The organism is Flavobacterium sp. TR2 (assembly GCF_025252405.1).
In the GTDB taxonomy this organism is placed as follows: Bacteria; Bacteroidota; Bacteroidia; order Flavobacteriales; family Flavobacteriaceae; genus Flavobacterium.
In genome coordinates, this window is record NZ_CP104307.1 from 3,991,052 (window position 1) to 4,006,630 (window position 15,579).

10 protein-coding genes are annotated in these 15,579 nt (G+C 37.1%); 6 read left to right on the top strand and 4 right to left on the bottom strand.

Annotated elements, in window-relative coordinates; all coding sequences use genetic code 11:
- Window positions 1-36 precede the first annotated feature (36 nt).
- The 3 genes from N4T20_RS17315 to N4T20_RS17325 all read right to left on the bottom strand — a co-directional run bounded on the left by N4T20_RS17315 (window position 37) and on the right by N4T20_RS17325 (window position 7,544).
- The gene (locus tag N4T20_RS17315) at window positions 37-3,348 is read right to left on the bottom strand and encodes a family 16 glycosylhydrolase (RefSeq protein WP_260670374.1); all 3,312 of its coding nucleotides are present in this window, start codon (window positions 3,346-3,348) and stop codon (window positions 37-39) included.
- Window positions 3,349-3,635: 287 nt separating this feature from the next.
- Window positions 3,636-6,563, bottom strand: a complete 2,928-nt coding sequence (locus N4T20_RS17320; protein WP_260670375.1) for a triple tyrosine motif-containing protein — start codon at window positions 6,561-6,563, stop codon at window positions 3,636-3,638.
- Between the two features lie 345 nt (window positions 6,564-6,908).
- Window positions 6,909-7,544, bottom strand: coding sequence for an HAD family hydrolase (locus N4T20_RS17325; protein WP_260670376.1), 636 nt, complete (start codon window positions 7,542-7,544; stop codon window positions 6,909-6,911).
- 213 nt (window positions 7,545-7,757) lie between these two features.
- On the opposite strand from N4T20_RS17325, the gene N4T20_RS17330 reads away from it, so the two are divergent.
- Window positions 7,758-8,927 (top strand): DUF4861 domain-containing protein, encoded by a 1,170-nt coding sequence (locus N4T20_RS17330; protein ID WP_260670377.1) that lies wholly within the window; start codon window positions 7,758-7,760, stop codon window positions 8,925-8,927.
- 235 nt (window positions 8,928-9,162) lie between these two features.
- Here N4T20_RS17330 and N4T20_RS17335 read toward each other — a convergent pair whose 3' ends face one another.
- On the bottom strand, window positions 9,163-10,233 hold the full coding sequence (locus N4T20_RS17335) for a LacI family DNA-binding transcriptional regulator (protein WP_313771891.1): 1,071 nt from the start codon (window positions 10,231-10,233) through the stop codon (window positions 9,163-9,165).
- A gap of 121 nt (window positions 10,234-10,354) precedes the next feature.
- Here N4T20_RS17335 and N4T20_RS17340 point away from each other — a divergent pair, with 121 nt between their 5' ends.
- The 5 genes from N4T20_RS17340 (at window position 10,355) to N4T20_RS17360 (ending at window position 15,430) form a co-directional block, all read left to right on the top strand.
- Window positions 10,355-10,804, top strand: coding sequence for a YhcH/YjgK/YiaL family protein (locus tag N4T20_RS17340; protein ID WP_260670378.1), 450 nt, complete (start codon window positions 10,355-10,357; stop codon window positions 10,802-10,804).
- 2 nt (window positions 10,805-10,806) lie between these two features.
- Entirely contained in the window at window positions 10,807-11,469 is a 663-nt protein-coding gene (locus tag N4T20_RS17345; protein ID WP_260670379.1) for a bifunctional 4-hydroxy-2-oxoglutarate aldolase/2-dehydro-3-deoxy-phosphogluconate aldolase, read from the top strand.
- Between the two features lie 23 nt (window positions 11,470-11,492).
- Complete coding sequence (locus tag N4T20_RS17350) at window positions 11,493-12,305, top strand: SDR family oxidoreductase (protein ID WP_260670380.1); 813 nt, start codon at window positions 11,493-11,495, stop codon at window positions 12,303-12,305.
- A 120-nt stretch (window positions 12,306-12,425) separates the two neighbouring features.
- Window positions 12,426-13,610 carry a mannonate dehydratase gene (gene uxuA / locus N4T20_RS17355; RefSeq protein ID WP_260670381.1) on the top strand — a complete coding sequence of 395 codons (1,185 nt, stop codon included), beginning with the start codon at window positions 12,426-12,428 and terminating at the stop codon, window positions 13,608-13,610.
- Window positions 13,611-13,801: 191 nt separating this feature from the next.
- Window positions 13,802-15,430 carry a hypothetical protein gene (locus tag N4T20_RS17360; protein WP_260670382.1) on the top strand — a complete coding sequence of 543 codons (1,629 nt, stop codon included), beginning with the start codon at window positions 13,802-13,804 and terminating at the stop codon, window positions 15,428-15,430.
- Window positions 15,431-15,579 lie beyond the last annotated feature (149 nt).

Genomic DNA, 15,579 nt, shown 5'->3' on the forward strand with positions numbered 1-15,579 from the left:
TAAGCCCTCCTTGAATTGCACCCAACGGATTTAAAATTATTTCTTAATCAACTTCTTGCTCCAGCTTTTTTGGTCTGATTTGAAGTTTAGAATATAAATTCCTCTGCGAAGTCTGCTTACATCAATTACGCTTTCGTTTCCTTGAGGTTTTTGCTGTAAAATCAAAGCTCCTGTGTTGTCATAAATGGTAATGACTTTATTGTTTAAGTTTTCAGGAGATGAAACTTGAACATAATTCGTCGTAGGATTTGGATACACTGCCAAAATAGTTTCTTCTTTCTGAGACTCTTCCTCAACATTCAAAGCCATTCTAGCCGTTGACGAAGATCCGTAAGCTTCAATTTCATACAACGAATATCCGTAAGGCGCCAAAGCTTTTGCATTGCATAAAATGCGAAGGTACCTTCCAGTTCCGCTTACCGCTAAATCATCAGTTCCGCCATCGCTTGCCGTTTGTGTGCTGATGGTTTCATTTTCTGTAAAAACATTGTCGGCCGAAAGCTGCACTTTGTACTGCGTTGCATAAGCTGCTTCCCATTTTAGCACTACACGGTTAAGGGTATAATTGCTTCCTAAATCCACATAAATCCATTCGGTTGCATTGGCAAAAGAACTTGCCCATCTTGTACCTCCATCTCCATCTGTTGCTTGGTTTGCAGTAAAAGTCCCGTTTTCTAATGTCGAAGCCGTTGCTGTTTTAGCCAAAGCCAAATTCACATTCGGAGTTTCTGTCGAAACTAAATTTAAAGCTCTCAGGTTATCAAAATAATAGGTGTTTCCAGAATTGGTTCCCGGTTCAAACAAGAAAACAAAACGGTTTACATCGTTATCTGCGGTCGATGCATCAGGCGTGCTCACGTAGGTAAACGTAATGGTATGCCAAGCGTTACTTTGTTTTACCACTCCCTGATAAATACTGTGTCTTCCAACTGGATAATTGGACGGAACTGAAGCGCTGCTTTCTGCTTGCCATGAAATAACCGATCCGACTGGTGCAGAAGTGTACACATCCATCGCAAACTTTTTTGTTCCAGCTTTAAAATCTCCAATGTTGTTTAAAGTGGTATTGAATGAAAAGTTATCATACAATTCTGTTGACTTGCGAACGTATTTTCCAACATTTGAAGAAGTATTGATTCCGCTTGCATTTGGATTTGCTGTGTTTGCCGTATAAGTTCCAATGGCATCTCTAAAAGTAATATTGTGAATGGTTTGATAATCTTCATACACGACACCTGACGTAAACGTATCTGGAAGTTTGGTCGAACCAATTCTGATATTATCAAAATAGTATGTATCGCTTGTGTATGAACCTGAATTAAACAATAAAACCATTTGGTTCACAGCTAAATTCGAAGTTCCTGCATCTGGACTTGAATTGTAATAGAAAGTCAGCGTTTCCCATTGATTCTGTTTGGTTGTAATGGCTACGTAATTACTATTTCTCCCTGTCGGATAATTGGCCGGAAGCGAAGTGGCGCTATTTTCAAAATTCATGCTTACAACCGTACCAATCGGTGCTGTCGTATACACATCGATCATAATTTTATTGGTCTGATTTTTAAATAAACCAGCATCTTCAATTGAAGTTTGCGTATTAAAGAAAAGCACATCATACTGCTCTGAAGCATTGCGGATATACTTTGCCACATTCGCAGAAGAGTTAACCGAATTAGTTCCTGGATTTGCCACAACAGAATAGGTTCCAGTTGTAGTGCCTTTTATGATTTTATTTGCTCCATCGTAGTTTTGCAGCACATCAGTTGCAATAATCGGTTTTTCTGGCGCCGCTTTTGTCAGCAGATTATCAAAATAGTACGTCGCTCCAGAATTAGAATTAGATTCAAAAAGAATAACCACATTATTGATAGCTAAAGCACTTGTATTTGGGTCAATTACTTTTTCAAATTCAAATTCAATCGTTTCCCACTTGTTCTGGACTGTTGTTGTAGCTTTAAAACCGCTATGTCTACCTGACGGATAATTGGTTGCAGTCGTCACATTGCTGTTTTCCAACTGCATTGAAATTTTTGTTCCAACCGGAGCTGAAGTATAAATATCAAACGAAAGCCTTTTTCTTCCGTAAACATAATCATTCGCATTGGTTATGGTTACATTTCTGATATTCAAAACATCATACAATTCGCTTGAATTTCGAACGTATTTTCCCACCAGAGCCGATGAGTTAATTCCTGTGGCAGAAGGATTCGCAACAGCTTCTGTCAAAACACCCGTTTTTACAGGATACAATACATTTCGATTGCTTTGAAAATCTTCATGCATTTTTTCAACTGGCAATGCTGGTTCGGTTGTAACGGCCAGTTTGTAGTTATTGACATTACAGCCTGAAACTGTTGCCGCTACAGAAACATCTCCTCCAGAAGTTCCCCAATTTACCGTAATCGAGTTTGTTCCCTGTCCTGATGCAATTGTTGCTCCCGCTGGAACAGTCCAGTTGTAGGTCGCCCCTGCAATTGCATTTACAGAATAGGTTTTACTAGTTTCATTTTGGTAGACTTTGTTATCGCCAGTTACCGCATATTTAAAACTCCCATCGTAAACACGAACATAATCGACTTGTAATTTTGCTGGGAAATCGGCAGGAATAGGCTCAACTCCTGTTCCGTTAACTCTCGTGTAAGGCGTTCCGTAGCTTCCAACTGCTAAATTCAGAATAATATAAAAATTGTTGTCATTAAAAGGCCATCCGCCATTTACTGTGGTATTTGGAGTTGCAGTGTGAAACAACACATCATCAACAAACCATTTTATGATATTTGGTCCCCATTCTACAGCATAAACATGAAAATCTGCTGATAAATCGATTGGAGAGCTGTAGCTTCTTCCAGTAAACTGATACCCTCCGCCATCGTAATGAATAGTCCCATCTATAGATTTCGGATTTCGGTGTTTGGCTTCCATAATATCAATTTCACCCGTATATGGCCAGTTTCCTCCCACTGGCAGCATCCAAAAGGCTGGCCATGCTCCTTGCGCATTTGAAAGCTTCATGCGGGCTTCTACTCTACCGTATTTTAAAGAATACTTCCCTTCCGTTGTTAATTTTGAAGAAGCGTACGGCTGATCTGGAAATGATGCATTAGGCTGATATTTTGCTTCAATAATCAAATAGCTGTTTGCGCCTTCTTTCACAATCGTAGCCTGGTTTGGGTCGTAGCGCTGTGCCTCAGCATTTCCAAATCCGCAAAGCGACGGACAACCGTTTCCAGAGATGCTTTGCCATTTGGTTAAATCTACTGTAGTGCCATTAAATTCGTCAGACCATACAAGCGTGTTGCACTGGGCCTGAATTTTAAGAAATGGCAGCAGTAAGAATAAAACTGCCACACAAAATTGTTTACATAAATAAGAATTGCTTTTCGGTGGTCGGCCGAAAAAAAAGTCATTTTGCTTCATTTTTAATAGGTTTTTAGTTAGTAAACATTATTTCATCAATACATTCTATTTTCAAAAAACAGATTGTATTTTCCGACAATAACAGCGCAATATTAACTAAAAAATCAGGCAAGACTTACATTTTGGAGTACGGTTTGACTACGGTACTATCGAAGAAATGTAACAAATCATCGACGAAAAGCATAAAATTACTTCAGATTTCGCTTTTAAGAGAAAAATTAAAAATTGAGAATGAATTCGGTGATATTCGTATCAGAAGGCAGCTGCAATTTTTTGCGAATGCGATAACGGGTATCTTCAACACCACGCACAGAAATTCCCAAAAGCGGAGCAATTTCTTTCGTATTAAAATTCATTCGCAGATAAGCGCACAAACGCATATCGCGAGGAGTCAATTCTGGGTAAGTCGATTTTAATCGCTGCATAAAATTATCGTGCAGCTGATTGAAAATTTCTTCAAATTCATTCCAATGTTTGTCTCCCTGCAATTCATGATCAATTAATTTATTGATTTTGGCCAGCAGGCTAAAGTTTACATTCGGATCGTTTTTCTTATCAATCTGTCCAATCAAGTCCTTAATCGACAGCAAGATTTCATTTAAGTGAATCAAATTGACCGTACTTGAAGCCACTTTCGCATTTTTAAGGTTTATGGTCGTTTGAAGATTCTCCCGAACAATAGCCATATTCTGCTGTTCCAATGTCAATTTCTGTTCGTTAAGTTCTGCACGGCTTCGAAGCAATTCTCTTTCCTGATTTTCTATTAATTGACGTCGTTGGCGCTCAGCAACAGATTTCTGATATCTAACAATTAGATAAATTACAATGCTATAAAGCGCAAAATAAAATAAGTACGCCCAAATAGTTCTATACCAAGGAGGTAAAACTTTAAAGTGAAAAACAGCTTCTTCACTTACTACATCATACATATTTTTTGCTCGCACATGAAAAACATATTCGTTTTCAGGCAAATTGGTGTATTCTTTCTCCGTTTGAAGACTATAATCTGACCATGTTGGTTCAAAACCTTCGAGCCAATATTCATATTTCGTCGCATCGGCATCTTCAAAACAAAGAGAGGCAAAAGAAAAATGAAGCGCATTATTAGAATAGGGCAATATCGTTGAAAGTTTATCATATGCATAGCCCGTTTTATTTGGCAAAACATCATAACGGCTGGAAAACAACAGACTATCCTTTGGAAAAATGCATTTTACTTCAGAAATAATGGCTTTATATTTTGTTTGATATTTCTTATTCTTAATGGCGCTATAATGAATCAGCCCTTCTTGCGTTCCAAAAAAAACATCGCCGCTTTCTGTAGTCTGAATATTTTCAAAACCTGGAACATAGATGTAACGAAGTTTTCTAAAAGGAAGCTCTTCAATTTTAAAACTTCCATTTGTCTGCCTGCTCATTTTTCCAGTATTTTCGCCAGAAATATACCAGATATTATCCTGATTGTCTGGCTTTAGCAATCGGATATGATTTTGCAATCCTAGATATTTTTTGAAAACTGGGTCCGGAATCATTCTTTTTGAAGCTAAATCCTGTCTGTAAACGCCTTTAGTGGTGCCAAACAAAATCTGATTATCGATTTTAAAAGTGTTCAAAAACAGACTCGAGGGAAAACCATTTTTATCATTATAAAACTGAATATCAGCAACAGAATCAAATGCGGCATTGAGTTTCAGCTTATAAATTCCTTTGTAACCGTGCGCAATCCAAATGTTGCCCTGTTTATCGGTTTCCATAATTCTGCTGCTTTCTTCAAAACCTTTTATGCGATGCTGAAAAACCCAAGAACCGTTTACTTTTTTCAGAAGATACAATCCTGTATAACCGCCAACAAGCAATAAATCAGGATGATTCGGAACTAGAATTCCCTGCCAAGCGCCATCAATTTTTACCAGCGCTTTCGCGGAATTTCCGTTGATTTCAAATATTCCGTTTTTTTCAAAAGCCAACAGCGAATGTCCGAAAACGCCAACATTCCAGACATTCTCAGACATTCCAGAAATATGCTGAAAAGCTACGTTTTCTCTTTTCCCGCTTTTGTAGGCATCCCAATCTAGCCAAAATAAACCATTGTCTGTACCGATGTACAATTTATTCTGGTAGATCTGACTGCAATAGATTTTGGTTTCAGAATTAGAACTGTCTATAATTTTGGATAAAGGAGATGAAATCTGAATCTGCGAAATTCCGCCTTTGAGCGTCACCCATAAATTTCCTTCCTTATCAATCTTAAAATTAGTTACATACTCATTCTGAAGTCCCATTTGTTTGTCAATATGCTGAATCAAATGCCCTTCACCGTCTATAACTATCAACCCTGACTGACGGGTTCCAATTCCGAAATAGCCATCAGAAAGTTGAATTCCTGCCGAAATCTGATTCTCTTTGAGCAAATGGTCTGCCTCTGTTGCAAATGGTTTAATTTGATTTTCGCTGAAGATAAAAAGACCCTTTTTTTGAGTGAAGAGCAAAAAGCCTTTTTTTGTTTGAAAAATCTTTCTAACCTGCATTCCAACAAACTTCTGACCGTTTTCTAAAGGAATTAAAGCGTCGTCTTTTAGCTTTAATAATCCCTTTTCATTGTCCGAAATATAAATTTCTTTTCCTACTTCAAAGAAATCATCAAAAGCTTTTTTCGCATTTATCACCTTGATTGTATTGCTCTTATAAATAAAAATCCTTTCGTAAGAGAAAAAAATCACTTCATCATTTCGAATAACGGTATGCAGCACATCTCCAAAATTTCTTGCCGATTTAGGAAGCAGTTTGACCAAAGAAGTATATTGATATTGCCCATTTGGAAGCTGAATGACAAATCCGAAATCGCCTTGAGCGCCGACATAAATTTTATCCTTTTTATCTACTGCCAATGAGCGAACCATGCTTCGGTTTTCTGGCTGCGTCACAATGCTCCAGCGCACGCCATCAAACTGCATGATTCCAAAATGATTGGCAAAAAACATCATGCCTTTAGAATCTTGCAAAACATCCCAATTTTCAGATGCTGCTTTATAAGCTTTCGGACTGTAATTGGCTATAAATGGAACTCCAATCTTTTTGATTTGGGAATTGATAATCGGAGAAAATAAAAGGAATAGAAGTAAAATTCTAAATTTAAATTTCATCATTCTGCAGCTGTCTGTAGGTTAGTTCTGTGATTTTTTGAAATCACAATCTAAAAAATGCTTCTTTGGGAAAAGTATTTTCTAAACAAAAACATTCTTTTTTCAAGTGCACCAATAACAATTATTCATTATTACCTAAACAAAAGAGAGAATGTTGAAAATCAAATATATAAAATTTTATTTTAATGCAACAAATTACATTTTAAGTGGAGAATTTGATAATTAGACAATGTATCAATTAGATAATTAAACTTTGACAAAGTTCTTATGGATGAGTGCCTTCGACTTCGCTCAGGCTGACAAGCCGCTGTCAGGCTGAGCGTAGTCGAAGCCCATTCCAAACAAAACTTAAAACCCAAGTTTCTCGCTTAATTCCTCATACGAACTAAAAAGCTCCGCTCCTTCTTCTTCTAAATCATCATTATTAAAGCCATTTGCAAAACCGTACACTTTAAATCCGCCGCTTATTCCAGCCTTAACGCCAGCTTTGCTGTCTTCAACAACAATGCAATCTTTTACTTCAAAACCCATTACTGCAGCCGCATGAAGAAATATTCCGGGTTCTGGCTTCCAGCTGCCAATTTGATACGAACTAAATATTTTATTTTCGAATTTATCCAACAGTCCCGCCACTTCGAGATTCAGACGAATTTTATCTACTGGCCCGCTCGATGCAACGCAATATGAAATCTTTATTTTTTCGATAAAATCAAGAACACCTTTCATTGGTTTTACCTCAGTTTTAAAAGCTTCAAAACTCTTTTCGCGATATTCGGTTTCAAAATTTTCAGGCAATTTCTGATCGATCGCCTCTTCAATATGTCTGAAACAATCTTTCAGGTTTCGTCCATTAAAATGACGGTAGGCATCTTCCAATTCCATTTCAAATCCATGTTCCTGAGCCATAGCCAGCAATATTCCGTTGCCAATTTTTTCTGTATCGACCAATACTCCGTCACAATCGAAAATAATACATTTAACCATTTTGTTGATTTTCATTTAATTACATAAACTCCCGAAATCAAAATCAGGGAATGTAAATTACGAAAAATAATCGATTTCATTCTCAAAGCCTTTCTGCTCATTTTCAAGCTTCTGTACATAATTACTCCTATTCTGTATTTTCAATACGATTTTGATTTGTACTTTTATAATCCTATCAAGCCTAATTTTTGAAATATTAAAAACCGAAGAATTTTGAAAAAACATCTTTTTATCATAACCATTCTGACAGCTAATTTTACTGCTTTTTCTCAGAATAAAATCATTACGATCACCAACAATTTAAAAGTTGACAGAGCATTTGAAACTATCGAATTGACTAAAAAATCTCTTGGATTAAATGCAGATTCTAAGCTTGAAAATTATGCCGTAAAAGAAATTGGCAGCAATAGTTACTTAGAAACACAAACGGTAGATAATGATGGCGACGGAAATGCAGATGTGCTGCTTTTCCAGCCAAAAATCAAAGCTTCTTCCAAACAGGATTTTGAAGTGCTGATTGGCACAAATCCTACGGCTTCAAAAGTGGTGAATTGCTATTCTCGTTTTGTTCCAGAGCGTACAGACGATTATGCTTGGGAAAATAATAAAGTTGCATTTAGAACTTACGGTCCAGTAGCTCAAAAAATGGTTGAAGACAAAATTCCAGGAGGAACGCTAACGAGCGGAATTGACGCTTGGCTAAAAAGAGTCGATTATCCAATCATTAATAAATGGTACGAAAAAGCGACTAACGGAACCGGAACGTACCATAAAGACACTGGCGAAGGTTTGGATAATTTTCACGTGGGCGACAGCCGCGGCGTGGGCGGAATTGCTGTAAATGTTGACGGAAAATATTATTTCTCTAAAAATTTTATCAGCTGGAAAACCATTACAACGGGTCCAATCAGAACTAGTTTTATTCTGACTTATGCAGATTGGGACGCAAAGGGCAATAAAATAACCGAATCAAAATTGATCAGTCTAGATTACGGAAGCCAGCTTTCGCGTTTTGAAATCAATATTACAGGAACCAAACAAATTGCAGCTGGACTAACGCTTCATGATAAAAAAGGAGCTATCGGCACCAATCTAAAAGAAGGCTGGCTGAGCTATTGGGAACCTATCGACGATTCTGAAATCGGAATAGGTTTAGTTGCTCCCAAAAATACTTTGCTAAGTTTTGACAATCATGTTACTGATGAAAAAGACTTGAGCAATCTCTATGGAAATATTTCAGTAAAAAACAATAAAGCCGTTTATTATGTTGGTTTTGGATGGAAAAAAGGAAGTCCGTTCCAAACCAAACAGGAATGGGAAAAATACCTGAGTTCTTTTGCTGAGAAAATTAATAATCCTTTGATTGTGAAAGTGAAGAAGTGATTTTTTTTTGCCGCTAAGGCGCTAAGACACAAAGATTTTTTAGAACATAGCTCACGGTTTCAACCGTGGAAACGTATTCCTATTCTGCATTGTATTCCCGTGGTTGAAACCACGGGCTATGTTTAATATCAATTTGTTCTCTAGGCGTGAAACCACGGGTTATATCTTAACTACGCTTGAACAAAAAAATATCAAAAATATATTTTTATATACTCAATATGTAATAAAAATATATTTATCTTCTTACAGGAAAATAATTCTCCTTCAAAATAATCTCCAACGGAATATATTGCGTCCGTTCCGTTTCTTCCTGAAGAACCAATTTCTTATACAAATAATTGATTCCCAAATACCCCTGCTCTTCTGGCCTTTGATTGATTAAGAAATCAATTACGCCTTTGTTTAGATATTCTATATTTTCCTTTAGCAAATCAAAACCAATTATTCGAACACCTCTTATATTGTTTTTTTCTAAGAACTGAGCAACAATGTAGGCTCTGGAATTGGGCACAAAGACACTGTTTACTCCAGAAAACATCTCCAAACTTAGCTGATCAATTCCTGAGTCTTTTAAAGTTACTTCTGAAAATTTAAAATGAGTCAATTCGTTATGATCTTCAAAATAAGAATAAAATCCTTTGATGCGCTGCTGATAAACAGAAGTGCTTTCAATCTCACGGGTAATTTTAAAGATCAGAACCTGTCTTTCATTTTTCACTGCAAAACTGATTAGTCTTCCCGCCAAATAGCCGCTCTGAAAAGCATCCTGACCAACGTAAGCGTGTTCATTTTCTTCAGAAATATTCGAATCGATCATCACAACAGGAATATTTTTCTTTTCGTATTCTTTTAAAAACCGAACCGAATCATCATAAAAAATCGGAGCAAATAACAGACCATTACAATCAAACTGCATCACTTTCTGCACTGTTTCTTTAAAAGATGCCAAATTATAATCGTAAAAAAAGTAATCCAGTACAATTCCGAATTTGCTAAACTCCAAAGCTGCTTTTTCAATACCTTCAGCCTGGCTTTTCCAATATTCTAAAGTTTCAGATTTTGGAAGAAAAACTGCAAAATGAAATTTCTTATTCAGCGCCAGATTGCTTGCCAGAATATTTCGCTTATAACCATATTCTTCAATAATCGCATTCACCTTGTCAACGGTTTCTTGAGCCACTTGTCCACGTTTGTGTATAATCCTATCCACTGTTCCTGCAGAGATATTGGCTAATTCGGCAATTTTTTTAATTGTTATGATATTGATTCTTTTTAAGTTAAAAATATAAAAGCAGTCGGGTAAAATTAATTTATTTTATCAAAAATAAGTTGTTTTACATCACATTTTGCATACATTTGTAAAACACCGTGTACGCACACGCAAATATACGCATAACATCAAAAAACCAAAATAAAAACCGTACAAAATGATAATAGACTCATTGCATAATGCAGCAAAATACTATAGTCTGCATCCAAACTTCAAAAAAGCATTTGATTATGTAAACCAAAATGATATTGCCAATCTTGAAGAAGGCGCTTACGAAATTGGTGAAGGATTAAAACTAATTGTAATTGTGGGCGAAGGAAGCACAAGAGAAGAAAGCATTAAAGGTTTTGAATGCCATGACAAAAACATCGATATTCAGATTTCGATCATTGGTCCTGAAACATTTGCATGGAAACCAAGAGAAAAATGCATCAGTCCAAATGGCGATTACATCGACGAAAGAGATGTTCGTTTTTTTCATGATAAGCCAGATATGTTTTTTGAAATAAAAGAAAAACAATTTGCAATTCTATTTCCAGAAGATGTTCATTCTGCCATGATTGGAAGCGGGCCATTGAAAAAAATTGTAATTAAAGTAAAAATATAATCGTGAGTACCATTCAGAACTCCATAGATGTCATTGTAAAGCAAGGAATGCTTCCGCTCTATTTTAATGCCGACGAAAGTAAAAGTATTGCTGTTCTTAAAACACTTTACAAAGCAGGAATTAGAGCTGTAGAATATACAAGCCGTGGCTCTGAAGCACTTTCGAACTTCAAAAAAATGATTGAAGTCAGAAATGCTGAAATGCCTGAAATGCTTTTAGGGATTGGCACAATCAAAAATTTGGAACAGGCAGAAACGTACTATTCAACGGGCGCAGATTTTTTTATCAGTCCGGGTTTTGTCCCTGAAATAGCTTCTTTTTTAATGGCTAAAAAAGTTTTATACGCTCCCGGATGCATGACGCCAACAGAAATTATTGCGGCTGAAAATGCTGGCGTGAAATTTATTAAACTTTTCCCAGGAAATATTTTAGGCCCTGATTTTATGAGCGGGATCAAAGATATTTTTCCAAATTTAATTTTTATGCCAACAGGCGGTGTTGATACGACAAGAGAAAGTATTGAAACTTGGTTTAAAGCTGGTGTTTCTGCCGTTGGAATGGGAAGCAAATTAATCAGTAAAGAAGTAATGGAATACGGCGCTTATGAAACAATCGAAAAAGAAACTAAAAGGGTTTTGGATTTGATAGAAACTATCCGAAAGTAAAAAATATAAATTAAGAACTAAAAATGAATTCAATATTTAATCTAAAAGGAAAAATTGCATTAATAACAGGTGGCGCTGGTGTTTTAGGAAGCCGATTTGCAAATACTTTGGCACAGCAAGGCGTTATTGTCGGAATCGTTTCGCAATCATTAGAGAAAGCAGAAAATACAGTAAAATCCATTGAAGCAAATGGCGGGCAAGGATTTGCTGTTCAGGCAAATGTTCTAAACAAAGAAGAATTAGAAAAAGCCAAAGATTTTATTGTTGAAAAATACGGACGTCTTGACATTTTAATCAATGCTGCGGGCGGAAATATGCCTGGCGCAACGATTCAGCCCGATCAAGCCGTTTATGATATGAAAAGCGACGATCTGCAAAAAGTTATCGATTTGAATATTATTGGAACCATGCTTCCAACTCAGATTTTTGCCGAGCTTTTCGCCAAGCAGAAATCAGGAAACATCATCAATATTTCATCAGCATCGGCGCAAAGACCATTAACTAGAGTTGTAGGATATTCGGCTTCAAAAGCTGCAATCGACAATTTTACCCAATGGATGGCAGTTGAATTGGCTCAAAAATATGGCGAAGGAATTCGTGTAAATGCTATTTCTCCAGGCTTTTTCATAGGAGAACAAAACCGTGCTTTATTATTGACTCCAGAAGGAAAACTGACTCCAAGGGGCGAAAAAATCATCGATCACACGCCAATGGGAAGATTTGGAACTCCTGAAGATATTGACGGCGCGCTTTTATTTTTATCCAGCGATATGTCAAAATTCGTTACAGGAACTATCTTAAAAGTTGATGGCGGATTTGCTGCAACAAGCATTTAAAATCGCAACCTCTCTCCTGCAAGGTTTTCCAAACCTTGTAGGTATAAATTAATAATTTATATAAACTAAAATACCTACAAGGTTTAAAAACTTTGCAGGAACAAAACACAAACATAAAACATGGAACAAACATTAAGATGGTTCGGACCAAATGACCCTGTTTCTTTACAAGATATCAAACAAACTGGCGCAACTGGAATTGTAACGGCTTTGCATCATATTCCAAACGGAGAAGTTTGGAGCATTGATGAAATCATTAAAAGAAAAGTTGAAATCGAACATGAAGACGGAGATCCTAAAAAAGGGGCTTCTGGTTTGACTTGGTCGGTTGTAGAAAGCATTCCCGTTCACGAAGACATCAAAAAACAGACTGGAAATTATCTGCAATACATTGAAAATTATAAAGAAAGCATTCGCAATTTGGCTTTATGCGGAATCAAATGTGTCTGCTACAACTTTATGCCCGTTTTAGACTGGTCAAGAACCGATTTGTCGTATACGGTTGAAGACGGTTCAAAAGCTTTACGTTTTGACATCAATGCTTTTGCGGCGTTTGAATTGTTTATTCTAAAAAGACCCGGTGCAGAAAACGAATATTCTGAAGAGCAGAAACAGAAAGCAAAAAGCTATTTTGAAGCCATGACTGCCGAAGATAAAGTAAAATTGCAGCAGAACATTTTGGCAGGACTTCCGGGAGCCGAAGAAGCTTATACCGTTGAAGATTTCTTGGTAACCTTAAGCGCATACAATCATATTGACAGACAGGCTTTAAAAAATAATCTTTTTCATTTTCTAAAAGAAATTATTCCAGTCGCTGAAAGCAAAGGGGTATTGATGGCGATTCATCCAGACGATCCTCCTTACCCAATTTTAGGTTTGCCTAGAGTCGTTAGCACAGAAGAAGATTTGATCGAGTTAATGAATGCTGCACCATCTAAATCAAACGGATTTACAATGTGTACAGGTTCTTACGGCGTTCGAGCTGACAATGATTTACCTGGAATTGTGAGACGCCATGGCGATAAAATGAATTTTATTCACTTAAGAAGCACGCAACGCGACGAAGAAGGAAGCTTTTACGAAGCCAACCATCTAGAAGGCGATGTTGATATGTACGAAGTTGTAAAAGCAATTCTGGAAGTGGAGAAAAGAAACAACAGCACTTTGCCAATGCGTCCGGATCACGGGCATCAAATGCTAGATGATTTAAAGAAAAAAACAAATCCGGGCTATTCTGCGATCGGCCGTTTAAGAGGCTTGGCAGAGTTGCGAGGACTTGAAATGGGGATCAAACGATCTTTATAATTTTTTTTGACACGAAGGCGCTAAGGCACGAAGTTTTTTTATTAAGGCTCAACTTTGTCAAAGTTAAAAACTTTGACAAAGTTCTCATCAAGACTTACAATGCGTGAAATAAAAAAATAAAAAACTTCGTGCCTTAGTGCCTTAGCGGCAAAAACAAAAAAAAACTAACTAACCACAAAAACCACAAAACCATGATTCGCCAAGCCGTTCTTATATCCTGTGGCTTTTTTATAAACACTTTGCTGGCGCAGGAAATACCCAAAATTATTACTTCAAAAACCCAATATCTGCCCGATTTCAGCTATGCGGGATATCGCTTTGGCGAAAGCCAGATTCCCGAAGCAAACGGAAAAATCATTAATGCAGCTGATTTTGGTGTAAAAGCCAATGACAATTTGGACGATTCAAAAGCGCTATTAAAAGCTTTTAAAGCAGCCAATGCCGTTGAAGGAAATGTTATACTGCAATTGCCCGCAGGACGCATCATCTTAAGCGAAATTCTCTATATCGAAAGAAGCAATTTTGTGCTTCGCGGCGCTGGTTCTGGCGAAAACGGAACTGAAATCTATTGCCCAAGACCTTTGATGTATCTGAAAGATTCTGAAGTTTTAGCCGAACTTCGCGAATATCTGACTACTTTCGACAAAAGACAGCGTGAACCAGAAAACAATATCGATCTTCCTTTCTCGCAATACGCATGGTCAGGAGGCTTCATCTGGACGCAGGTTCCGGGTGAGCGCGTAAAATCTTATCTGGACAAATATGAACCAGAATCTAATCCGCTGGCGAAAGTAAGTTCTGGAAAAATGGGTGAACATAATATCACGGTTTCTGATGCAAAAGGATTGAAAGTTGGCGATGTTATCGAATTGCAATTGTTCAATAAAGACGGCGAAAACGGCGAAATCATCAAAGATTTGTATCAGGGAGCTAAAGTAAAACCGGGATCGCACCACTGGAAATTTCCGAAGCTTCCAATAGTAAGACAGCAGGTTGAAATCACTAAAATCTCTGGCTCTAAAATCACTCTGAAAACACCTTTGACTATTTCAATAAAACCAAGTTATCAGGCACAATTGGTAGAATGGAAACATTTAACTGAAGTGGGAATCGAACAGCTTCGCTTTACATTTCCTGATATTCCGAGAGTGGCCCATCATGTTGAGCCCGGCAACAACGGAATTTTCCTAACTCGTCTTTTCAACAGCTGGGTAAAGGATGTCAAAATCACCAATGCCGATAGCGGAATTTTAGCCGAAGAAATTTCTAATGTAACCATTCAAGATATTACAACCGATGGATCGCATCTGGCGCATTATACCGTAACGCTAGGCGGTGTCCACAATATTTTGGTTAAAAATCTGAAAATCTACAATTCGGCTGTCCATCCTTTAAGTTTCAACACTTTTGCCACTAAAAACGTGTATCAAAACTGCGAAATATTTACAGATCCCGTTTTAGATCAGCATTCAGGAGCCAATCATCAAAATTTATTTGACAATATTACCGTTCATTTAAAAGCCGATAAAAATAATAGCTATCCTTTATTTGGCGGTGGCGGTGCCGATTATTGGAAACCTTCTCACGCACCTTTCAGCACTTTTTGGAATTTAAATGTGCAGGTTGAAAATCCAGATCAGTCAAAACCGGTTTTACTGTACGGAATGAAAGACGGCGCTTTTGCCAGAATTATTGGCGTTCACGGAAATGCGAAATTTGAAATCAAATACGACGTTGAGCCATATATAGAATTTTTAAACATTCCAATTGAGAAGATTCCTTCACTGTATGATTATCAATTAAAAAAGCGATTGAAGTAATCTCTTAAAGTCGCCAAGACGCAAAGATTTATTTGTTCATTTAAGTATAGTTTGTCATTTCGACGAAGGAGAAATCTTCGTAAGTAGCTCCGTATAGAACTTCATCAATCTTTGTAGAGTTACTCGTGGAGATTTCTCCTTCGTCGAAA